The 20,678-nt window shown below is 70.0% G+C and carries 16 protein-coding genes; 5 read left to right on the forward strand and 11 right to left on the reverse strand.

Translation table 11 applies throughout. The annotated features are described in order from the left end of the window. Window positions 1-10: 10 nt before the first annotated feature. From ACFYZE_RS20195 to ACFYZE_RS20230, 8 genes are all read right to left on the reverse strand, one after another. Window positions 11-658, reverse strand: a complete 648-nt coding sequence (locus tag ACFYZE_RS20195) for a phosphatidylserine decarboxylase (RefSeq protein ID WP_388996060.1) — start codon at window positions 656-658, stop codon at window positions 11-13. A gap of 170 nt (window positions 659-828) precedes the next feature. Then, window positions 829-2,034 (reverse strand): acyl-CoA dehydrogenase family protein, encoded by a 1,206-nt coding sequence (locus ACFYZE_RS20200; RefSeq protein WP_388995589.1) that lies wholly within the window; start codon window positions 2,032-2,034, stop codon window positions 829-831. 3 nt (window positions 2,035-2,037) lie between these two features. Continuing rightward, window positions 2,038-2,550: a MaoC family dehydratase gene (locus ACFYZE_RS20205; protein ID WP_366027535.1), complete on the reverse strand. Its 513-nt coding sequence runs from the start codon at window positions 2,548-2,550 to the stop codon at window positions 2,038-2,040. A gap of 5 nt (window positions 2,551-2,555) precedes the next feature. Then, window positions 2,556-3,521, reverse strand: coding sequence for an HpcH/HpaI aldolase/citrate lyase family protein (locus ACFYZE_RS20210; RefSeq protein WP_388995593.1), 966 nt, complete (start codon window positions 3,519-3,521; stop codon window positions 2,556-2,558). Continuing rightward, a complete protein-coding gene (locus ACFYZE_RS20215; protein ID WP_388995596.1) occupies window positions 3,518-5,566 on the reverse strand; it encodes a protein meaA in 2,049 nt (682 codons plus the stop codon). The genes ACFYZE_RS20210 and ACFYZE_RS20215 overlap by 4 nt, the downstream gene beginning before the upstream one ends. A gap of 18 nt (window positions 5,567-5,584) precedes the next feature. Next, entirely contained in the window at window positions 5,585-6,922 is a 1,338-nt protein-coding gene (ccrA, locus tag ACFYZE_RS20220) for a crotonyl-CoA carboxylase/reductase (protein WP_388995599.1), read from the reverse strand. Between the two features lie 398 nt (window positions 6,923-7,320). Continuing rightward, a complete protein-coding gene (locus tag ACFYZE_RS20225; protein WP_388995602.1) occupies window positions 7,321-8,133 on the reverse strand; it encodes a TetR family transcriptional regulator in 813 nt (270 codons plus the stop codon). A 136-nt stretch (window positions 8,134-8,269) separates the two neighbouring features. Next, window positions 8,270-10,075: a 3-hydroxyacyl-CoA dehydrogenase family protein gene (locus ACFYZE_RS20230; RefSeq protein ID WP_388995605.1), complete on the reverse strand. Its 1,806-nt coding sequence runs from the start codon at window positions 10,073-10,075 to the stop codon at window positions 8,270-8,272. A 366-nt stretch (window positions 10,076-10,441) separates the two neighbouring features. Here ACFYZE_RS20230 and ACFYZE_RS20235 point away from each other — a divergent pair, with 366 nt between their 5' ends. Further along, window positions 10,442-11,017 carry an adenylosuccinate lyase gene (locus ACFYZE_RS20235; protein ID WP_388995608.1) on the forward strand — a complete coding sequence of 192 codons (576 nt, stop codon included), beginning with the start codon at window positions 10,442-10,444 and terminating at the stop codon, window positions 11,015-11,017. A 28-nt stretch (window positions 11,018-11,045) separates the two neighbouring features. Here the strand turns inward: ACFYZE_RS20235 and ACFYZE_RS20240 are convergent, their stop codons facing one another. Further along, window positions 11,046-11,444: a RidA family protein gene (locus ACFYZE_RS20240; protein ID WP_388995611.1), complete on the reverse strand. Its 399-nt coding sequence runs from the start codon at window positions 11,442-11,444 to the stop codon at window positions 11,046-11,048. Between the two features lie 71 nt (window positions 11,445-11,515). Beyond that, the gene (locus ACFYZE_RS20245; RefSeq protein WP_388995614.1) at window positions 11,516-13,105 is read right to left on the reverse strand and encodes an alpha/beta hydrolase; all 1,590 of its coding nucleotides are present in this window, start codon (window positions 13,103-13,105) and stop codon (window positions 11,516-11,518) included. Between the two features lie 518 nt (window positions 13,106-13,623). Here ACFYZE_RS20245 and ACFYZE_RS20250 point away from each other — a divergent pair. Next, the gene (locus tag ACFYZE_RS20250) at window positions 13,624-15,108 is read left to right on the forward strand and encodes a hypothetical protein (RefSeq protein WP_388995617.1); all 1,485 of its coding nucleotides are present in this window, start codon (window positions 13,624-13,626) and stop codon (window positions 15,106-15,108) included. Window positions 15,109-15,219: 111 nt separating this feature from the next. Here ACFYZE_RS20250 and ACFYZE_RS20255 read toward each other — a convergent pair whose 3' ends face one another. Then, entirely contained in the window at window positions 15,220-16,266 is a 1,047-nt protein-coding gene (locus ACFYZE_RS20255; protein WP_388995619.1) for an Rv2578c family radical SAM protein, read from the reverse strand. A gap of 196 nt (window positions 16,267-16,462) precedes the next feature. Between ACFYZE_RS20255 and ACFYZE_RS20260 the strand changes: the two genes are divergently transcribed. The 3 genes from ACFYZE_RS20260 to ACFYZE_RS20270 all read left to right on the forward strand — a co-directional run bounded on the left by ACFYZE_RS20260 (window position 16,463) and on the right by ACFYZE_RS20270 (window position 20,572). Continuing rightward, entirely contained in the window at window positions 16,463-17,389 is a 927-nt protein-coding gene (locus ACFYZE_RS20260; RefSeq protein WP_388995622.1) for an alpha/beta hydrolase, read from the forward strand. Between the two features lie 44 nt (window positions 17,390-17,433). After that, on the forward strand, window positions 17,434-17,877 hold the full coding sequence (locus tag ACFYZE_RS20265) for an SRPBCC family protein (protein WP_388995625.1): 444 nt from the start codon (window positions 17,434-17,436) through the stop codon (window positions 17,875-17,877). 298 nt (window positions 17,878-18,175) lie between these two features. Beyond that, window positions 18,176-20,572: an MFS transporter gene (locus ACFYZE_RS20270; protein WP_388995627.1), complete on the forward strand. Its 2,397-nt coding sequence runs from the start codon at window positions 18,176-18,178 to the stop codon at window positions 20,570-20,572. Window positions 20,573-20,678: the final 106 nt, after the last annotated feature.

Here is a 20,678-nt window from a genome sequence, read left to right on the forward strand (position 1 = left end):
GGTATCGGGATCAATCACGGTCAAGGCGCGTCACCCCAGCCACGGTCTTCTGGCCGACCTCCACCGCGATCTCGACACCCTCGGGAAGGTAGATGTCGACACGCGAGCCGAAGCGGATCAGGCCGATGCGGTCGCCCTGCTCCACCTTCGTGCCCCGCGGAATGTACGGGACGATGCGGCGGGCCACCGCGCCGGCGATCTGGATCATCTCGATGTCGCCGAGCTCGGTGTCGAAGTGCCAGACGACACGCTCGTTGTTCTCGCTCTCCTTGTTGAAAGCGGGAACGAAACCGCCCGGGATGTGCTCGACCGACGTGACCGTGCCGGCCAGCGGCGCCCGGTTGACGTGGACGTTCAACGGGCTCATGAAGATCGCGACGCGGGTGCGGCCGTCCTTCCACGGCATGATGCTCTGCACCACACCGTCGGCGGGCGAGATGACCCGGCCCCGGGCGATCTCGCGCTCCGGGTCGCGGAAGAACCACAGCATGCCCGCCGCGAGTGCGGTGGCGGGCACGGCCACGGCCTTCGCGGCGCCGGAGCGGCGCGCCCGGGCCAGGCTGAGGGCTGCGGTGGCAACGGTCGGGAGAAGCCACGGCGATGCTCCGCGCGCGAGGCGGACCCGGCCGCGTGGTGCAGAGGTTTGGCTGTGGGGCATGGATGACCTTCGTAGCGGATGATGCCGCGCTTCAACGGGGGACGGCGGCTTTCCGGCGATCGTACCGGTCGTGGGCCGCAACTGGGCAAGCCAGAAGCCCGAGTCGGCGGCCGAAGAGTGTTGACGGGGTGTGATCTTCTTCGCGAAGAAAACACCCCGTATCGGCATATCTAACCCTGGAGTCGATACTCTTCGAGCAGTCGGCGACCGATGATCATTTTCTGGATTTCGGCGGTACCTTCACCGATCAGCAGCATCGGGGCCTCGCGGTAGAGGCGCTCGATCTCGTACTCCTTGGAGAAGCCGTAGCCGCCGTGGATCCGGAAGGCGTCCTCCACGACCTCCTTGCAGTACTCGGAGGCGAGGTACTTCGCCATCCCTGCCTCGAGGTCGTTTCGTTCACCGGAGTCCTTTTTGCGTGCTGCGTTCACCATCATGGCATGCGCCGCCTCGACCTTGGTGGCCATTTCCGCCAGTTTGAACTGGATGGCCTGGTGCTGGGCGATCGGCTTGCCGAAGGTGTGCCGCTGCTGCGCGTACGACACGCCGAGCTCGAAGGCACGCTGAGCGACCCCGCAGCCACGCGCCGCGACGTTCACCCGGCCGACCTCGACTCCGTCCATCATCTGGTAGAAGCCCCGGCCGGTGACCCCCCCGAGCACCCGATCGGCCGGAATGCGCAGGCCGTCCATGATGAGCTCGGTGGTGTCGACCCCCTTGTAGCCCATCTTGTCGATCTTCCCCGGAATGGTGAGGCCGGGACGGACCTCGCCGAAACCGGGCTCCTTCTCGACCAGGAAGGTGGTCATGGACTTGTGGGGTGCCGTGCCCTCGGGGTGGCCTTCGTCACTCTTGACGAGGACGGCGACCAGCGAGGACGTGCCGCCGTTCGTCAGCCACATCTTCTGGCCGGTCAGGACGTACTCGTCGCCGTCCCTGACCGCCTTGGACGTGATCGCCGACACATCGGAGCCGAGTCCGGGCTCCGACATCGAGAAGGCGCCGCGGATGTCGCCGGCCGCCATCCTCGGCAGGAAGTGGTCCTTCTGCTCCTGCGTGCCGTGCTGCTTGAGCATGTACGCCACGATGAAGTGCGTGTTGATGATGCCGGACACCGACATCCAGCCCCGGGCGATCTCCTCCACGCACAGCGCGTAGGTCAGGAGCGACTCGCCCAGACCCCCGTACTCCTCGGGGATCATCAGACCGAACAGGCCCAGCTCCTTCAGGCCGTCGACGATCTGCTGCGGGTACTCGTCGCGGTGCTCCAGCTCGGTCGCGACCGGGATGATCTCTTTGTCGACAAAGTCCCGGACGGTGGAGATGATCTCCTGCTGGACGTCCGTCAGACCGGCGGTCTGGGCGAGTCGAGCCATGGCCTACTTCTCCTGCTGCTTCAGTTCCGGGCGGCCGGGCTGCTCGCCGCCGCGCTCCTTGATGTACGTCTCGGTCGGCACCATCACCTTGCGGCGGAACACGCACACGAGCGTGCCGTCCTGCTTGTAGCCCTTGGTCTCGACGTGGACGATGCCGCGGTCGTTCTTCGACTTCGAGGGCCACTTGTCGAGCACGGTCGTCTCGCCGTAGATCGTGTCGCCGTGGAAGGTCGGCGCCACGTGCTTGAGCGACTCGATCTCCAGGTTGGCGATCGCCTTGCCGGAGATGTCCGGGACGGACATGCCGAGCAGCAGCGAGTAGATGTAGTTGCCCACGACGACGTTCCTGCCGAAGTCCGTCGTCTTCTCCGCATAGTTCGTGTCCATGTGGAGCGGGTGGTGGTTCATGGTGAGGAGACAGAACAGGTGGTCGTCGTACTCCGTGACCGTCTTGCCCGGCCAGTGCTTGTACGTCGCACCGACCTCGAACTCCTCGTAGGTCCGTCCGAACTGCATGCCGCTCACGCCTCCGGGATCTCGAACTTGCTGGTGCGCTGCATGCCGGCGGCGCGGCCCTTGCCCGCGACGACCAGTGCCATCTTGCGGCTGGCCTCGTCGATCATCTCGTCGCCGAGCATCGCGGAGCCCTTCTTTCCGCCCGCCTCCGAGGTGTAGTACTCGTACGCGTCCAGGATCAGCTCGGCGTGGTCGTAGTCCTCCTGGGAGGGCGAGAACACCTCGTTGGCGGCGTCGACCTGACCCGGGTGGAGCACCCACTTGCCGTCGAAGCCGAGCGCGGCGGCGCGGCCGGCGACCTCGCGGAAGCCGTCGACGTTGCGGATCTGGAGGTAGGGGCCGTCGATCGCCTGGAGGTTGTTGGCGCGGGCGGCCATCAGGATCTTCATCAGGATGTAGTGGTAGGCGTCCGCCGGGTAGCCGGGCGGCTGCTCGCCCACGACGAGCGACTTCATGTTGATCGACGCCATGAAGTCGGCCGGGCCGAAGATGATCGTCTCGATGCGCGGGGAGGCCTGCGCGATCGCGTTGACGTTGTTGAGGCCCTGGGCGTTCTCGATCTGGGCCTCGATGCCGATGCGACCGACCTCGAAGCCCATGGTCTTCTCGATCTGCGTCAGCAGCAGGTCGAGGGCGACGATCTGCTCGGCGTTCTGCACCTTCGGGAGCATGATGCAGTCGAGGTTGGGGCCCGCGCCCTCGACGACGGTCACGACGTCCCGGTAGGTCCACTCGGTCGTCCAGTCGTTGACCCGGACCACCCTGGTCTTGCCCGTCCAGTCGCCCTCATTGAGGAACTTGACGATGGTGTGCCGCGCCTCCGGCTTGGCGAGCGGCGCGCACGCGTCCTCCAGGTCCAGGAAGACCTGGTCGGCGGGGAGGCCCTGCGCCTTCTCCAGGAAGCGCGGGTTCGAGCCCGGTACGGCCAGGCAGGAGCGCCGCGGGCGGAGGCGGTTGACGGGCGTTGTCATGCGGGGACCTCCAGGGGGTCGAGCTTGTTCGCTTTCCGGATCTCGTCGACGATACGGCCGATGATCCCGGTGATGTCGAAGTCCTTCGGGGTGAAGACCGCGGCCACTCCAGCGGCCCTGAGCTGCTCGGCGTCGCCGTTCGGGATGATCCCGCCGGCGATCACCGGGATGTCGGCCGCGCCGGCCTCGCGCAGCCGCTCCAGCACGTCCGGCACCAGCTGGGCGTGCGAGCCGGAGAGGATGGAGAGCCCGACCGCGTGCACGTCCTCCGCGAGGGCCGCGTCCACGATCTGCTCGGGGGTGAGCCGGATGCCCTGGTAGACCACCTCGAACCCGGCGTCACGGGCCCGCACGGCGATCTGCTCGGCGCCGTTGGAGTGCCCGTCCAGGCCCGGCTTGCCCACCAGGAAACGGAGCTTGCCGACGCCCAGGTCGCGGGCGGTGGCGTCCACCCTGCGGCGGACCTCGGCCAGCTTGGTGCCCTCCTCGGCGGCCACCGCGACGGGCGCGGACGACACGCCGGTGGGGGCCCGGAACTCGCCGAACACCTCGCGCAGGGCCCCGGCCCACTCGCCGGTCGTGACCCCGGCGCGGGCGCACTCCAGGGTGGCCTCCATGAGGTTGTCGGTGCCCTTCGCGGCCTCCTTCAGCCGCTCCAGCGCCTTGCAGGGGCGCGGGTGGTTGAAGGGAGGCTGGTAGCGGGTGTCGCGCCAGCGCTGGAGGGACTCGATGACACGGGCCTCCACCGCCGGGTCGACCGTCTGGATCGCGGTGTCCAGGTCGGCCGTCAGCGGGTTCGGCTCGGTCCCCTCGAATATGTTGACGCCGACGATCTTCTCCTGGCCCGACTCGATACGGGCCCGGCGTGCCGCGTGCGAGGCGACCAGCTGCGACTTGAGGTAGCCGGACTCGACGGCCGCCATCGCGCCGCCCATCTCCTGGATGTGCTCGATCTCGGCGAGCGCCGCCTCGACCAGCTCGTCCACCTTGGCCTCGATCACCTTCGAGCCCTCGAAGATGTCGTCGTACTCCAGCAGGTCGCTCTCGTACGCCAGCACCTGCTGGATGCGCAGCGACCACTGCTGGTCCCAGGGGCGGGGCAGGCCGAGGGCCTCGTTCCAGGCCGGAAGCTGCACGGCACGCGCGCGTGCGTCCTTGGAGAGGGTGACGGCCAGCATCTCCAGCACGATCCGCTGGACGTTGTTCTCCGGCTGGGCCTCGGTCAGGCCGAGCGAGTTGACCTGGACGCCGTAGCGGAAGCGGCGGTGCTTGGGGTCCTCGATGCCGTACCGCTCGCGCGTGATCCTGTCCCAGATGCGGCCGAAGGCACGCATCTTGCACATCTCCTCGATGAAGCGGACGCCCGCGTTCACGAAGAAGGAGATACGGCCGACGACATCGCCCATGCGCTCCTGCGGCACCTGGCCGCTGTCGCGCACGGCGTCCAGGACGGCGATCGCGGTGGACATCGCGTACGCGATCTCCTGGACGGGCGTGGCGCCCGCCTCCTGCAGGTGGTAGCTGCAGATGTTGATCGGGTTCCACTTCGGGATGTGGGAGACCGTGTACGCGATCATGTCCGTCGTCAGGCGGAGCGACGGTCCCGGCGGGAAGACGTGCGTCCCGCGGGACAGGTACTCCTTGACGATGTCGTTCTGGGTCGTCCCCTGGAGCTTGGTGATGTCCGCGCCCTGCTCCTCCGCGACCACCTGGTAGAGCGCCAGCAGCCACATGGCCGTGGCGTTGATGGTCATCGAGGTGTTCATCTGCTCCAGGGGGATGTCCTGGAACAGCCGGCGCATGTCACCGAGGTGAGAGACGGGGACCCCGACCCGGCCCACCTCGCCGCGGGCGAGGATGTGGTCGGCGTCGTAGCCGGTCTGCGTCGGCAGGTCGAACGCCACCGACAGACCGGTCTGCCCCTTGGCGAGGTTGCGCCGGTACAGCTCGTTGGACGCCTCGGCCGTGGAGTGACCGGCGTAGGTCCGCATGAGCCACGGCCGGTCCTTCTCCCTCCGTGTCTCGGAGGACTGACGCTCAGTCATGTGTGACCTCCGCTCGCCTCAGACGTTCCGGAAGCGGTTGATGGCGTCGATGTGCTTGGCGCGCATCTCGTGGTCGCGCACGCCCAGGCCCTCCTCGGGCGCCAGGCACAGCACGCCGACCTTGCCCTGGTGCACGTTGCGGTGGACGTCGTGGGCGGCCTGGCCGGTCTCCTCCAGGGAGTACACCTTCGACAGCGTCGGGTGGATCTTGCCCTTGGCGATGAGCCGGTTGGCCTCGTACGCCTCACGGTAGTTCGCGAAGTGCGAGCCGATGATGCGCTTCAGCGACATCCACAGGTAGCGGTTGTCGTACTGGTGCATGTAGCCGGAGGTGGAGGCGCAGGTGACGATGGTGCCGCCCTTGCGGGTGACGTACACCGAGGCGCCGAAGGTCTCGCGGCCGGGGTGCTCGAAGACGATGTCGACGTCCTCGCCGCCGGTCAGCTCGCGGATGCGCTTGCCGAAGCGCTTCCACTCCTTGGGGTCCTGGGTGTTCTCGTCCTTCCAGAACCGGTAGTCCTCGGCGTTGCGGTCGATGATCAGCTCGGCGCCCATCTTGCGGCAGATCTCCGCCTTCTGCGGCGAGGAGACGACACAGATCGGGGTGGCGCCGCCCGCGAGCGCGAACTGCGTGGCGTACGAGCCGAGGCCGCCGCTCGCGCCCCAGATCAGGACGTTGTCGCCCTGCTTCATCTGGGCGCCGTTGCGGGAGACGAGCTGCCGGTACGCGGTGGAGTTGACCAGGCCAGGGGCCGCGGCCTCCTCCCAGCTCAGGTGGCCCGGCTTCGGCATCAGCTGGTTGGACTTGACCAGGGCGATCTCCGCGAGGCCGCCGAAGTTGGTCTCGAAGCCCCAGATGCGCTGCTCGGGGTCGAGCATGGTGTCGTCGTGACCGTCGGGCGACTCCAGCTCGACGCTCAGGCAGTGCGCGACGACCTCGTCACCGGGCTTCCAGGCGTTCACGCCGGGGCCGGTGCGCAGGACGACGCCCGCGAGGTCGGAGCCGATGATGTGGTACGGCAGGTCGTGCCGCTTGGTCAGCGGCGAGAGCTTGCCGTAGCGCTCGAGGAAGCCGAACGTCGACAGGGGCTCGAAGATCGAGGTCCACACCGAGTTGTAGTTGACCGAGGAGGCCATGACGGCCACCAGGGCCTCGCCCGGGCCGAGCTCGGGCAGCGGGACCTCGTCCACGTGCAGTGACTTGCGGGGGTCCTTGTCGCGGGTGGGCATGCCCGCGAACATCTCCGTCTCGTCCTTGTGCACGGTGACCGCGCGGTAGGACTCGGGGAGAGGAAGGGCGGCGAAGTCGGCGGACGTGGCGGTCCCCGACTGAATGGCGTCCAGGATGTCCTTCACGGTGGTGCCTCCGGCGAATGGCGTCTTGAGGGGGACGCTGAGGGTTACGTCGGTAGTGCTGCTGGTGAGAGGGGTGCCGTCGGTTCGGCGAAGGTGGTGCTTGGCAGCGCTTTGTGGCGCGGAGGGTGCCTGTGACGCAGGCGTCCGGGCGCGCTCGCCGAAGGGCTTGCGGGGACAGCCGGCGTACGAATGGTCTCTGCACGCCGGCCGCCCGGACACCACCACCGTATGGCACTGTGTGTCACCCCGCAAGGCACTGGGTGCCAGAAGCTGGCCTCAGATGAAATCTTTACGTAACAAATGAGCGATGATCGATCAAAGCTACTGTTGAGTACGCGCAAACGAACGGGCCGACGGCGGCACCCAGTGCCGCCGTCGGCCCGTCGTGTTACAGAAGGTTACGAGCGCTCCTTGAGGGCCTGCTCGATGGTGCGCATGACCTCGTCCAGGGGCGCGTCCGTCCTGGCCACCGTGACCAGCACCTCCCCGTGCGTGGTCGCAGAGGCCGTCGCCGTCCGGGGGGCGGTGTCCCGTCCGGCCCCGATCCCCGTGCCGAACGTCTTGCGGACGATCGCGAAGGCGTGGTCCAGCTGAGCCTCCACGTCTCCCTGGCCGCCCGCCCGCAGCCAGCGCCGCAGTACGTGGTTGTGCGCGGTGACGACCGCGGAGGCGGCGACCTCGGCCAGCAGCGGGTCGTCGTTCGCGTCGTCGTCGTGCGCGTGCTCGTCGAAGTGGCCGAGGAGGTAGCGGGTGAAGAGGCGTTCGTAGCGGGCCACCGAGGCGATCTCCGCCTCGCGCAGCGTCGGCACCTCGCGGGTCAGCTTGTAGCGCTGCACGGAGATCTCCGGCCGGGCCGCGTACATCCTCATGACTTCCTTGATGCCGCGGCACACGGTGTCGAGCGGGTGCTCGTGCGCGGGCGCGGCGTTGAGCACCGCCTCGGCCCGGATCAGGGTGTCGTCGTGGTCCGGGAAGATCGCCTCTTCCTTGGAGCGGAAGTGGCGGAAGAAGGTGCGCCGGGCGACCCCCGCGGCTGCCGCGATCTCGTCGACGGTGGTCGCTTCGTACCCTTTGGTGGCGAACAGCTCCATCGCCGCGGCCGCCAGTTCCCGGCGCATCTTGAGCCGCTGGGCGGCGGCGCGAGAGCCTGCGGCGCTCTCCGGCGCGTCGGGCGTAGCTGGTGTACGTGAGGACTTGGCGGGCTGGGACATGACCCGAACGTACTGCATCTGCGCAGGATGGTGCGCATGTCCCGGCTTCCCCCCGCCCCGCGCGGGCGGGGGGTGACCTGTCGGGTCGAGCAGTCCGCCCCAGTCGGCGCCGCCGTGGAGCCGGTCGCCGCGCCGGTCAGCGCTTGGCATATTCGCGGAAGCCGCGGCCGGTCTTGCGGCCGAGGCAGCCCGCGGCCACCAGGTGTTCCAGAAGCGGCGCGGGGGCCAGTCCGGGGTCGCGGAACTCCCGGTGCAGCACCTTCTCGATGGCGAGCGAGACGTCGAGTCCGACCACGTCGAGCAGTTCGAACGGCCCCATCGGGTAGCCGCCGCCCAGCTTCATCGCCGCGTCGATGTCGTCGAGGGACGCGTAGTGCTCCTGCACCATCTTCACGGCGTTGTTCAGGTACGGGAACAGCAGCGCGTTGACGATGAATCCGGCGCGGTCGCCGCAGTCGACGGGGTGCTTCCTGATCGAGCCGCACAGTGCGCGCACCGTCGCGTGGACGTCGTCCGCCGTCAGCACCGTGCGGACGACCTCGACCAGTTTCATGGCCGGCGCCGGGTTGAAGAAGTGCATGCCGATCACGTCGTGGGGGCGCGAGGTGGCGCGGGCACAGGCGACGACGGGCAGCGAGGAGGTGGTGGTGGCGAGGATCGCGCCGGGCTTGCAGACCTTGTCGAAGGTGCTGAACAGCTGCCGCTTGACCTCCAGGTCCTCGGCGACGGCCTCCAGGGCCAGGTCGACGTCCGCGAAGTCGTCGTAGGAGCCCGTCGGCCTGATCCGGTCCAAAGTCTGCGCGGCCGCCTCCGTGGTCATCCGGCCCTTGTCGACCGAGCGCGCCAGCGACTTGCCGATACGGGCCTTGGCGGACTGGGCCTTCTCCTCGGTGCGGGCCGCGAGCACGACCTCGTACCCGGCCTTGGCGAAGACCTCGGCGATCCCGGACGCCATCGTGCCCGAGCCCGCGACACCGACCGAGCGGACCGTGCGACCCGGGACGAGGGAGCCGCCCTCCAGCGGGGTCAGCGCGTCGCGGACGACGACCGGGCTGCCCGGCGCCTCGTAGGTGTAGAAGCCGCGCCCCGCCTTCCGGCCGGTCAGGCCCGCCTCACTGAGCTGCTTGAGGATCGGCGCGGGAGCGTGCAGACGGTCGTGGGAGGCGGCGTACATGGCTTCCAGGACCGTGCGGGCCGTGTCGATGCCGATCAGGTCGAGCAGGGCGAGCGGCCCCATGGGCAGCCCGCAGCCCAGTTTCATCGCGGCGTCGATGTCCTCGCGCGAGGCGTACTTCGACTCGTACATCGCGGCGGCCTGGTTCAGGTAGCCGAACAGCAGGCCGTCGGCGACGAAACCGGGCCGGTCGCCCACCGCGACGGGCTCCTTGCCGAGGTCCAGGGCCAGGTTGGTGACCGCGGTGACCACCGCGGGCGCGGTCAGCACGGACGAGACGATCTCCACGAGCCGCATCGCCGGGGCCGGGTTGAAGAAGTGCAGCCCGAGGACGCGCTCGGGGCGGGCCGAGTCGGCGGCGAGCCGGGTCACCGAGAGGGCGTTGGTGCCGGTGGCGAGAACGGTGTCCGGGCGCACGATGTCGTCGAGGGCGCGGAAGACCTGCTGCTTGATCTCGTACGACTCCGGGACCACCTCGATCACCAGGTCGGCGTCGGCGGCGGCCCGCAGGTCGGTGAAGGTGCGGAAGCGGGCGAGGGCGTCCTCGCGTTCCCGCTCGGTCATACGGCCGCGGCTGACGGCGCGGGCGGTGGCGGCCTCCAGGGTGGCGACGGCCTTCGAGGCGGCGGCCTCGCTGATGTCGATGCCGACGACCTCGCGGCCGGCCCGGGTGAGCACCTCGGCGATGCCGGTGCCCATGGTGCCGAGGCCGACGACGGCAACGGTCTTGAGCGGGGACAGGGGGGTGTCGGACAAGGGAGTGGCCATCGCGGGACTCCAGGAAATGAGGGTGACGACTGAGGGGGTGCGCCTGGGTGCGCCGAGGGCGCACCACAGGGCGATGAGTGCGGGTGCTTGCCGGGCTGACGAACGCACACGCCCGGGGCCGTGTCACGGACGTGCACACGCCCGGAACGGCGATACCGACCGGCCCTGTCCCGGAGCCGAGTCGTACTGAGGTACACGAAGTACCGAACCGACCAGCACTCACGACGGCTGCGTCACCAGGCCGCCGCGAGTCTCGCGAGTGGGTAACTCGCTCGTCTGAGCTTAACCCGCGGGTAACGAGCGCGCCAGCCCTCGGCTTTGTGATCTGGGTCCCGCCGCACCTGCCGCGCGCCTAGGCTCGGGAGCATGGACGAAGCGTTGCGATCGCTCACCGAGCGTTCACGGACCGAGAGCGGCGGGTCCCCGGTCCACGAGCGGCTGGCGGCCACCGATGATCCGGAGGAGCTGGCCGCCGTACTGACCGAGCCGGGGCAGCCGCTGTGGGCCCGCGAACTGGCCGCGTTCCGGCTCGGCGTCGCGGGCGACCGGCGGTCCTTCGAGACGCTCGTCCTGCTGCTCAACCACCGGGACGCGCAGCGCTGCGCGTCGGCCGCCCACGCCCTGGCCCGGCTCGGCGACCCGCGTACCGCCCGTGCGGCAGCCGCCCTCGCCACCAACGAGCTCCGCGTTGCCTACGCCCTTCACCCCGTACGCCTGCTCGTCGAGCTGCGCGCCCCCGAGGCCGTGCCCGCGCTGATCACCACGTTGCAGCGGCGGCTCCGCCCGCACGATCCCTACCGCAAGGTGGCGCTCGCCTGCGTGGAAGGGCTGGGAGCTCTCGGCGACCCCCGTGCCAGACCCGTCCTGAACGAGGCCCTCGCCCACCCGGCCCTGGCTCAGGCGGCGGTCCACGCACTGGCCCGCATCCCCGGCGGGCGGTGACCACCACGCGGGATCACCGAGCCACGGATCAACCCGGCACGATCGCGTACGCCTCGATCTCCATCAGGAACTCCGGGCGCACCAGGGCCGCCGCCTGCACCGCCGACGACGCGGGGAGCCGGTCGTCGGGTATGTGCGCGGCGCGGGCCTCGCGGATCGCGGGCATGTATGCCATGTCTGTTACGAAATACGTGAGTTTGACGACGTCGTCGAATGTGGCTCCGGCGGCTGCCAGGCAGCGCCGCAGGTTCTCGAAGACCTGCCGGGCCTGGGCCGCCGGATCGCCCTCGCCGACCAGCTCGCCGTCCTCGTCCAGGGCGAGCTGGCCGGAGATCGCGACGAAGCGGCCGGTGCCCATGACGACATGGGAGTAAGGGGCGGCGGGGGCGACCCCGTCGGGGGCGGGAATCCTGGTCAGCTCGCTCATGGGTCCCATGGTGGACCACGGGTCTGACAGTGACCTTCCACGCCCCCGACGGGCGGCGTCCCCCCGGCCGCTCAGCCGTGGAAGCCCAGCAGCCCGTGCAGCGTCGAACCGTGCCCCGCACCGGACGCCTCCGGGGACGCGGGCTTGCCGGTCAGCGGTTTGGGTTCGGGGAGCCTCTGGCACACCGCGTTGATGTCGCCGGTGCCGCGCGGCACCGTACCGTCGGCGAGGTAAGCCGCCAGATATCTGTCCAGGCAGGCGTTCCCGCTCAGGGTGACGCCGTGGTTGCCGCCGCCCTGTTCGACCACCAGGCTGGAGCCGCGCAGCAGGTGATGCATCGTCAGCCCGCCCTGGTACGGCGTTGCGGCGTCGTCGGTCGCCTGGAACAGCAGCGCAGGCGGCAGCGCGTCGTTGGACACGTCCACCGGCCGCAGCGATCCCGTCGGCCAGAAGGCGCACGGCGCGTTGTACCAGGCGTTGCTCCAGGTCATGAACGGCGCCTTGGCGTACACCGCCCATGTGTCCGCGCGCCACCGCGCCCAGTCGCGCGGCCAGGAGGCGTCGCGGCACTGCACCGCGACATAGACGGAGTAGTTGTTGTCCCCCGAGGCCTCGACCGCGCCGTAGCGTTTGTACGCCTGGACCAGCGGACGGGGGTCCTTGTCGTTCACATAGGCCGCGAACGCCTCGGCGAGGTGCGGCCAGTAGCCGTCGTAGTAGCCGCCCGGCATGAAGGTGTCCTCCAACTCCGAGGCACCCACCTTCTTCTCGGCCGGACTCATGGCCAGCACCGCCCGCATCGCTTTCCACCTGACCTCGACGGCGGCCGGATCGGTGCCGAGCCCGTACACCGCGTCATGCCGCGCCACCCACGCCAGGAACGCCCGGTGACGGTCGTTGAAGGCGTAGTCCTGCCGGATGTTGTTCTCGTACCACACCCCCTCGGGGTCGACAATGGAGTCGAGCACCAGACGGCGCACCCGCTGCGGGAAGAGCTTCGCGTAGACGGCGCCCAGGTAGGTCCCGTACGAGTAGCCGAAGTAGCTGAGCTTCTCGGCCCCCAGCGCCTGCCGGATGGCGTCCAGGTCGCGCGCGGTGCTCACCGTGTCGATGTACGGCAGCACGTCCGCGTACTTGGTGGCGCACGCCCGGGCGAAGGAGGCGACGCGGGCCAGGTTCGCCTTCTCCCGGGAGGGGGTGAGGGGAACCGTGTCGGGGCGGACCGGGGTGAAGTAGCCGGGCGTGCAGTTCAGGGCCGGCTTGCTCTTTCCCACGCCCCGCGGGTCGAAGCCGATGACGTCGTACTGCGCCGCCACTGCCTTGGGCAGCGAGGAGGCGACGTATCCGGCGAGGGCCAGACCGCTGCCTCCTGGCCCGCCGGGGTTGACCAGCAGCGGTCCCTGATACGTCTTCGCGGTGTGCGGAACGCGGGACAGTGCCAGCGTGATCTGCTGTCCGCGCGGGTTGGCGTGGTCCAGCGGCACCGTGACGGTCGCGCACTGGAGCGTCGGATACTTGGTGGTGCCGCACTTCTTCCAGGTCAGGTGCGCCGCCGGTGCGGTGTCCGTGGTGCGCGGTGTGCTCGCGCCGGCCGGGGCCGTGGTGAGCATCCCGGCCACCACCAGGGCGGCGCCGCACAGCACGGCTGCGCGGTGTGTCATGTCGGACCTCCCAGGACGGAGGGATTCGGACCGCGGGTGCCGGGTCCTTGCCGCATCGTCCCGGAACGACCGTCCGGAAGAGCGCTGTTCAGACAGCGGTTGACCCGATTGGGCCGCGCAAGCCGCTCGTATGCACGTCGATCAGAAGAGCGAGAGCCGCTTCGGACCGGTCACCGCGGGTCCGCTGTTCCGCTGCCACGGGCTCGGGCCGACCGGCAACTCGCCCGGCCGCCAAGGGCCCAGGGCAGACGGCCTGCTGCCCTGGGCCTCGGGTCCGGTCAGCAGGTCGCCGCGCTGGAAATACGCACGGCGTCGAGCTGTCCGCCGGAGACGTTGAATGTGCTCTGCGGCGGGAGGCACGCCGTGGAGCCACCCACCCAGCGGATGTACGCCCCTCACCGTGGCCCGCGACACGAAGGGCAGTGGCGGCTCGGCGCGCCTCGCCTATGCTCTATGCGTTTTGCAGGTTGGCATGCTCCGGACGAGGCATGCCTCGGTCCGCTTCCTGGAAGGTGCGCGTGGCGCCCATACGCAGATTCAGACAACTGGCCGTGGTCGTCGCCGCTGCCGCCCTGTTCGCCGGGCTGACGGGACAGCCGGCGACGGCGGTGGACACACCCACGGTGACGCAGCTGACGCTCAGCGGCGACCAGTTCAAGATGACGGACACCAGTTACGTCGCCGCGACGAGCAACCTCTACAACAACTACCTGACGGACCACGCCGGCCTGACGGACGTCATCACCACGAACTACACCACGAACTCGTCGGGCGCCACCGACTCCTGGCTGAACCTGGACTCGATGCGAACCTGCTCGGGCAACGAGACCAAGGCGCTGCCGCCGGTGACCACCAAGGTCGCCTGGTGCTGGTCGTCGGCGCACGGCGACGACACCACCCAGCACTGGTACCCGCAGGGCCTGAGCACCACCGGCACGGCCGACGGCAGCGACGGCGCGATCCAGGGAGACCACGTCGCCGCGGTCTCCTGGCACTACGAGACGCTGTCGGGGGAGACCTCCAGCGGCTGCAAGACGGACAACCTGCTGAAGCTCACCTTCATCGACCGCGACACCGGCAAGTACCGCCACGTCCTGCTCGCCGAGCCGACCAGCACCTCCTCGAGCGCGTCGAACTTCAAGTTCGTCACCGGCCACGGCGGCGGCATCGTCTGGTACTCCAACTACATCTACGTCACGGACACCGCACACGGCATCCGGGTGTTCGACATCAACAAGCTCGCCAAGGTCGACGACTACGGCTCCGGCGTCAGCACCTACGGCATCAGCGGCGGCCGCTCGAGCGCCTGCGGCTTCCCGTACGTGCTGCCCGAGGTGCACTACTACCAGCAGTCGGGCACACCCACCGCGTGCGACTCCGACGCGAACGCCGGCAGCCTCGACCCCGACCACCTCTGCTACTCCTGGCTCTCCCTCGACAAGACCGGCGGCAGCCCGTACAAGCTGGTCACCGGCGAGTGGTACGGCGGGGTCGACGGCGGCCGCGTGGTGCGCTACCAGCTCAACCCGACGAGCGCCTCGACCTACCCCGGGCTCCTCAACATGTCCGGCGGCAAGACCGTCATCCAGGACGCCTACGCCGCATCCCGCTACCGGGGGCTGCAGGGCGGCATGACCTGGACCGACGGCCAGGGCGTACTGAACTTCGCCTTCCACAAGGGCTGCGGCACCCAGCCCGGCGTCTACTCCCACACGTGGATCGGCGACACCAGAGCCGGGACGACCTGCGCGGCCGGAGGCAACTGGGCGGCCGGACCGCCGCAGGCCCTGAGCCACTGGCCGAAGCTCGATGCGACCCAGGTCGACGAGCTGTGGGGGCTGACCGAGGGCATCTGCTTCAGCCCGAGCGACCCGCGGTACGACGAGCACACGCCGACGAGCACGCTGGACGCCTGCTCCGGCTACAACGGCTCGACGACCTCGTCCCTGCGCACGGTCTTCGCCGTCGGCTTCACCGACCCGGCGGTGCAGAACCTGCACTGACGTGACGCACGTCGGGCGGGGCCCGTTCCCGGCGCCACGCGGCGCCGGGAACGGGCCCCGAAAAGTTCGCCGGACCGGTATGGAATCAAGAGGCGCTCGTCTCCGCGTCGATCACAGGAGCGAGAGCTGTGTCGGCCCGGTCACCGTCGGCTCCGCCGCAACCGGTTCGGGCTCGGGCCGGCGGATCCTGCGCGGCATCCCGGGGCGCGTCGGGCCGATGCCGTACTCCTGGGCCAGTTCGTGCACCTGGCCGGTGATCCGGCGCTGGTACCACTTCGGGGCGTAGGCGCCGTCCGCGTACAGCCGTTCGTAACGGCGTACGAGGTACGGGTGCCGGCGCTCCAGCCAGGCCATGAACCATTCGCGCGCGCCCGGGCGCAGGTGCAGCACCAGTGGGGTCACCGAGGTCGCCCCGGCGGCGGCGATCGCCCGGACGGTGGCGCGGAGTTGGGCCGGGTGGTCGCTCAGGAAGGGGATCACGGGGGCCATCAGGACACCGCAGCCGATGCCGTGCTCGCCGAGCGTGCGCACGACGTCCAGCCGGCGCTCCGGGGCAGGGGTGCCCGGTTCGACGGTGCGCCACAGCTCCTGGTCGGTGAAGCCGACGGAGACGGAGATGCCGACGTCGGTGACCTCGGCGGCCTGTTTCAGCAGGTCGAGGTCGCGCAGGATCAGGGTGCCCTTGGTGAGGATCGAGAAGGGGTTCGCGTGGTCGCGCAGCGCCGCGATGATGCCCGGCATCAGCCGGTAGCGGCCCTCGGCCCGCTGGTAGCAGTCGACGTTGGTGCCCATCGCGATGTGCTCGCCGTGCCAGCGAGGGGAGCCGAGGTGGGTGCGCAGCAGTTCCGGCGCGTTGACCTTCACCACGATCTGGCTGTCGAAGCCGAGCCCCGTGTCCAGGTCGAGGTAGCTGTGCGTCTTGCGGGCAAAGCAGTACACGCACGCGTGCGTACACCCCCGGTAGGGGTTGACCGTCCACTCGAACGGCATGCGTGAGGCGCCCGGCACCCGGTTCACGATCGAACGGGCCCGGACCTCGTGGAAGGTGATGCCGCGGAACTCCGGGGTGTCGAAGGTGCGGGTGGTCACCGTGTCCGCGTCGAACAGCGCGGCGCCCCGGGCCGCGGCGGGGTTCTCGGCCAGATGATCCCAGCGCATGGGCGCCTCCTCGATAGCACTGCGCCACAGAATAGAACACACGTTCCCTTGATCGCGAGGTAGATTCGGTCGCGAGTTCGAATCGAGAGGGAGTCGATCCCGACCTGGGCTTTTCGGGGCAGGCTGTCGCGCGCCGGCGCGTGGGACGTCGGCGCGCCCCTCACCCCCGTGGCTCTGTCTGCGTCATAACAGAGAGATGCAGCAGTCGAGATTGCCGGGGAGCCTCTCCACGGGCGTACGTCACCTCACCCTGGAAGCCGCGGGCGTCACCCTGTCGTGCCTGCTCGCCGAGGTGCCGGACGGCGAGCCGCGCGCCACCGTGGTCGCCCTGCACGGCGGCGGCATGACGGCGGGCTACTTCGACGGGCAGGCCCACCCCGACCTGTCCCTCCTCACCCTCGGCGCGCGCCTCGGCTTCACGGTGCTCGCGGTGGACCGGCCCGGCTACGGGCTGTCGGCCGGCCGGCTGCCCGACGGGCAGACCCTCGCCGAGCAGGCCGAGGTGCTTCAGGCCGCCCTGGAGTCGTTCGCTGCGCGATATGCCACCGGAGCGGGCTTCTTCCTGCTGGCGCACTCCTACGGCGGCAAACTCGCCCTCGTGACGGCCGCGCGCGCCGACGGGCTGCTCGCGCTGGACGTCTCCGGCTGCGGACACCGCTACGGGGTCGAGCCCGCCGAACTGCTCGAGATCGGGCGCGGCGCGCACCGGGGGCGCAACTGGGGTCCGCTGTGGCTGTATCCGCCGGGGACGTTCCGCTCGATCGGCTCGCTCATCGCTCCCATGCCCGCCCGCGAGGCCGCCGAAGTCGCCCACTGGCCCGCGCTGTTCGAGGACCTGGCGCCGCGCGTCCGGATCCCCGTGAGGCTGACCTTCGCCGAGCACGAGGCGTGGTGGCTGCACGGGGAACGGGACCTCGCCGACCTCACCGCGCGCCTCGCCGCGGCGCCGGTGGTCCGCGTCGAACGGCAGCCCGCGGCGGGACACAACATCAGCCTGGGCTGGGCGGCGCGCGCGTACCACCTGCGCGCGCTCGCGTTCTTCGAGGAGCGCCTGTCGGTGTCCGCAGAGGATGAGCGGCAGTCGAGGGCGCGGGTGCGGTCCGGGGCCACGCCCCGGGTGTGATGGGATGGCGCACACCCCATCACACGTACAGAAAGAGGAAGTTCATGGCGCAGGTCGAGGCCACCACGGAGCGGACCATCGCGGCGGACCCGGAGACGGTGTTCGACGCGCTCGCCGACTACAGCGGCACCCGCGCGCGTCTGCTGCCCGAGCAGTTCAGCGAGTACGAGGTGCGCGAGGGCGGCGACGGCGAGGGCACCCTCGTGCACTGGAAGCTCCAGGCCACCAGCAAGCGCGTCCGTGACTGCCTGCTGGAGGTCGGCGAGCCGACCGACGGCGAACTCGTCGAGAAGGACCGCAACTCCTCCATGGTCACCACCTGGCGGGTCACCCCGGCCGGCGAGGGCAGGTCCCGGGTCGTCGTGACCACCACCTGGAAGGGCGCCGGCGGCATCGGCGGCTTCTTCGAGAGGACCTTCGCGCCCAAGGGTCTCGCCCGGATCTACGACGCGATCCTCGCGAAGCTCGCTGCCGACGTGGAGAAGTGACGGGGCGTACGCCGTCGGGTGTGAGCGGCAGGAGTCCGTTCGCGCCGCCATGACTCCCTGTGCGCTCCGGGGGCTCGGGACCTGTGTTCCGCTCCCCGGAGCGCGCGCCGTCAGTCGACGGGCTGATTCTCGCGCTCACCGTTTCGAGTGGTTTTCCGCGGGGCGCGGTGGTGCGCCGTAGCGCTCCGACCGGCGCATACCTTCCACGGCCCGTCTCACGGGCGACTCGTCGCGCTTGATCCCTGTTGTCGCGCAATGCGAGAAATGTGCGGCGCAGACGCGACGAGGGGAGCGGTACGTGGGCGGGACGACTGCGGTGGACGTGGACGACGAGCGGGCCGTGCTGTCCGTGGTCCCGGACACGCACCGGGAGCCGGCCGGCGTCGAGCCGCCCGTGGCGCTCGGCCCCCGCCGGATCCGGCTGGTGTTCGTCGGGCTCATGCTCGCGCTGCTGCTGGCCGCCCTCGACCAGATGATCGTGGCCACCGCGCTCCCCAAGGTGGTGGGCGAGCTGCACGGCCTGGACCGGATGTCCTGGGCGATCACCGCCTACCTGCTGACCTCCACCGTCGGCCTTCCGGTCTACGGCAAGTGCGGTGACCTCTTCGGCCGCAAGGGCGTCTTCCAGTTCGCGATCGGCGTCTTCGTCGTCGGCTCCGCGCTCGCCGGCCGGGCGTCGACCATGGACCAGCTGATCGCCTTCCGCGCGATCCAGGGCGTCGGCGCCGGCGGCCTCATGATCGGTGTGCAGGCGATCATCGCGGACATCGTCCCGCCCCGCGAACGCGGCCGCTACATGGGCATCATCGGCGCCGCCTTCGGTCTCGCCTCCGTCGCCGGCCCCCTGCTGGGAGGCTACTTCACGGACCACCTCTCCTGGCGCTGGTGCTTCTACGTCAACGTGCCCTTCGGCCTGGTCACCTTCGCCGTCGTCACGGCGGTGCTGAAACTGCCGAAGCCCACCGTCAAGGCCCGCCTCGACGTCCTCGGCACCCTCCTGCTGGCCGCGACGTCGACCTGCCTGGTGCTGCTGACCAGTTGGGGCGGCACCGAGTACCCCTGGGACTCGCGGGTCATCCTGGGGCTCGGCGCGGGCGCGGCCCTGGGATGCGTCCTCTTCCTGGTGGTCGAGCGGTTCGCCGTCGAACCCCTCATCCCGCTGCGGCTGCTGAGGGACCCGGTCTTCAACGTCACCGCACTGGTGGGTCTCGTCATCGGCGTCGCCCTGTTCGGCGCCGCCAGCTACCTGCCCACCTTCCTTCAGATGGTCGACGGGGCGAGCGCCACCGGGTCCGGGCTGCTGATGCTGCCGATGATGGCCGGAATCGTCGGCGCCTCGATCATCAGCGGACAGCTCATCAGCCACACCGGCCGGTACAAGGCCTTCCCGCTCCTCGGCAGCGTCCTCGCCGCGATCGGCATGTGGCTGCTGTCCCGGCTCGACGTGGACACGCCGCGGCTGGAGTACAGCGTCTGGATGGCCGTCCTCGGCGCGGGTATCGGCCTGGTGATGCCGGTGCTGATCCTCGCCGTGCAGAACTCCGTCCGCCCGGCCGACCTCGGCACCGCGACCAGCGCCAACAACTACTTCCGGCAGATCGGCGGCAGCGTGGGCGCCGCCGTCTTCGGGACCCTGTTCGCCCACCGGCTCTCGGACGCCCTGCGCGAACGCCTCCCGGCGAGCGCGGGCGCCCGTCTGCCCGACCCCGAGTCCATCACGCCGCAACTCGTCCACGCACTGCCGCCGACGCTGCGGAACGCGTACATCCAGGCGTACGCCGAGGCCATGCCGCGGATCTTCCTCTACCTCGTCCCGGTCATCGTCCTCGGCCTGCTCATCGCCTTCTTCCTCAAGGAGAAACCACTGGTGTCCCACCACGCCCCAGCCGACTGTCCGACCGCCACCCAGGTCCCTCATGCGCGCGCGCCCTACGCCGCCGGCGTGCCCGTCTGCGGCACGGTCCAGCACCCCGACGGCACCGTCGTCCCCCGCGCGGCGCTCACCCTCATCGACGTCGCGGGCGTGCAGATCGGGCGGGGCGCGAGCGGCGAGGACGGGCGGTACGCACTGTCCACGCCCGGCGCCGGGTCCTACGTCCTCATCGCCGCGGCCGGCGGCCACCAGCCGCAGGCCGTCTCGGTGACCGTCGGGGAGCGCCCGGTCGAACTGGACGTCGTGCTCGGCGGCGCGGGCCGGCTGGCGGGCAGTGTGGTCACGGCCGACGGCACCCCGGTGCGCGACGCCGCCGTCACGCTCACCAACGTGCACGGAGAGGTGGTCGCGACCACCCGCAGCGGGCGCGAGGGAAGCTACGTCATCACCGAGCTGGTGGCCGGTGAGTACACCCTCGCCGCGAGCGCCCCCGCATTCCGCCCGGCCGCGCTCCCGGTCACCGTGCAGGCCTCGCGCGAGACCCGGCAGGACGTCGAACTGGCGGGCGGCGCGGTGCTGCGGGGCACGGTCCGTGCGGGAGACGGACGGCCGGTCGAGGACGCGCGGGTGACGCTGCTGGATGCCGCGGGCAACGTCGTCGACACGCTGACCACCGGGACCGACGGGACCTATCGATTCGTTGATCTGTCGTCAGGGGAGTACACGGTCATCGCGGCCGGTTACCCGCCGGTGGCGACGGTGTTGCAGGTCGCCGGGGGCGGTCGGACCGAGCGTGATCTGCAGTTGGGACATGAGGACTGAGGGGGCGGGGGTCACAGGTCTGTCGGCTGCGGGCTGTTCGCGGCTGGTCGCGCCCACGCGGCGGAGCCGCAGAATGTCACCGCCCCGCGCCCCTTCGGGGCGCGCC

The sequence above is a fragment of the Streptomyces sp. NPDC001796 genome (assembly GCF_042892355.1).
GTDB lineage: Bacteria > Actinomycetota > Actinomycetes > Streptomycetales > Streptomycetaceae > Streptomyces.

Bases quoted from the DNA above. Each gene is read 5' to 3' on its own strand.
- ACFYZE_RS20195 (WP_388996060.1), bottom strand. From the start codon at position 658: ATGCCCCACAGCCAAACCTCTGCACCACGCGGCCGGGTCCGCCTCGCG.
- ACFYZE_RS20200 (WP_388995589.1), bottom strand. From the start codon at position 2,034: ATGGCTCGACTCGCCCAGACCGCCGGTCTGACGGACGTCCAGCAGGAG.
- ACFYZE_RS20205 (WP_366027535.1), bottom strand. From the start codon at position 2,550: ATGCAGTTCGGACGGACCTACGAGGAGTTCGAGGTCGGTGCGACGTAC.
- ACFYZE_RS20210 (WP_388995593.1), bottom strand. From the start codon at position 3,521: ATGACAACGCCCGTCAACCGCCTCCGCCCGCGGCGCTCCTGCCTGGCC.
- ACFYZE_RS20215 (WP_388995596.1), bottom strand. From the start codon at position 5,566: ATGACTGAGCGTCAGTCCTCCGAGACACGGAGGGAGAAGGACCGGCCG.
- ACFYZE_RS20225 (WP_388995602.1), bottom strand. From the start codon at position 8,133: ATGTCCCAGCCCGCCAAGTCCTCACGTACACCAGCTACGCCCGACGCG.
- ACFYZE_RS20230 (WP_388995605.1), bottom strand. From the start codon at position 10,075: ATGGCCACTCCCTTGTCCGACACCCCCCTGTCCCCGCTCAAGACCGTT.
- ACFYZE_RS20235 (WP_388995608.1), top strand. From the start codon at position 10,442: ATGGACGAAGCGTTGCGATCGCTCACCGAGCGTTCACGGACCGAGAGC.
- ACFYZE_RS20240 (WP_388995611.1), bottom strand. From the start codon at position 11,444: ATGAGCGAGCTGACCAGGATTCCCGCCCCCGACGGGGTCGCCCCCGCC.
- ACFYZE_RS20245 (WP_388995614.1), bottom strand. From the start codon at position 13,105: ATGACACACCGCGCAGCCGTGCTGTGCGGCGCCGCCCTGGTGGTGGCC.
- ACFYZE_RS20255 (WP_388995619.1), bottom strand. From the start codon at position 16,266: ATGCGCTGGGATCATCTGGCCGAGAACCCCGCCGCGGCCCGGGGCGCC.
- ACFYZE_RS20260 (WP_388995622.1), top strand. From the start codon at position 16,463: ATGCAGCAGTCGAGATTGCCGGGGAGCCTCTCCACGGGCGTACGTCAC.
- ACFYZE_RS20265 (WP_388995625.1), top strand. From the start codon at position 17,434: ATGGCGCAGGTCGAGGCCACCACGGAGCGGACCATCGCGGCGGACCCG.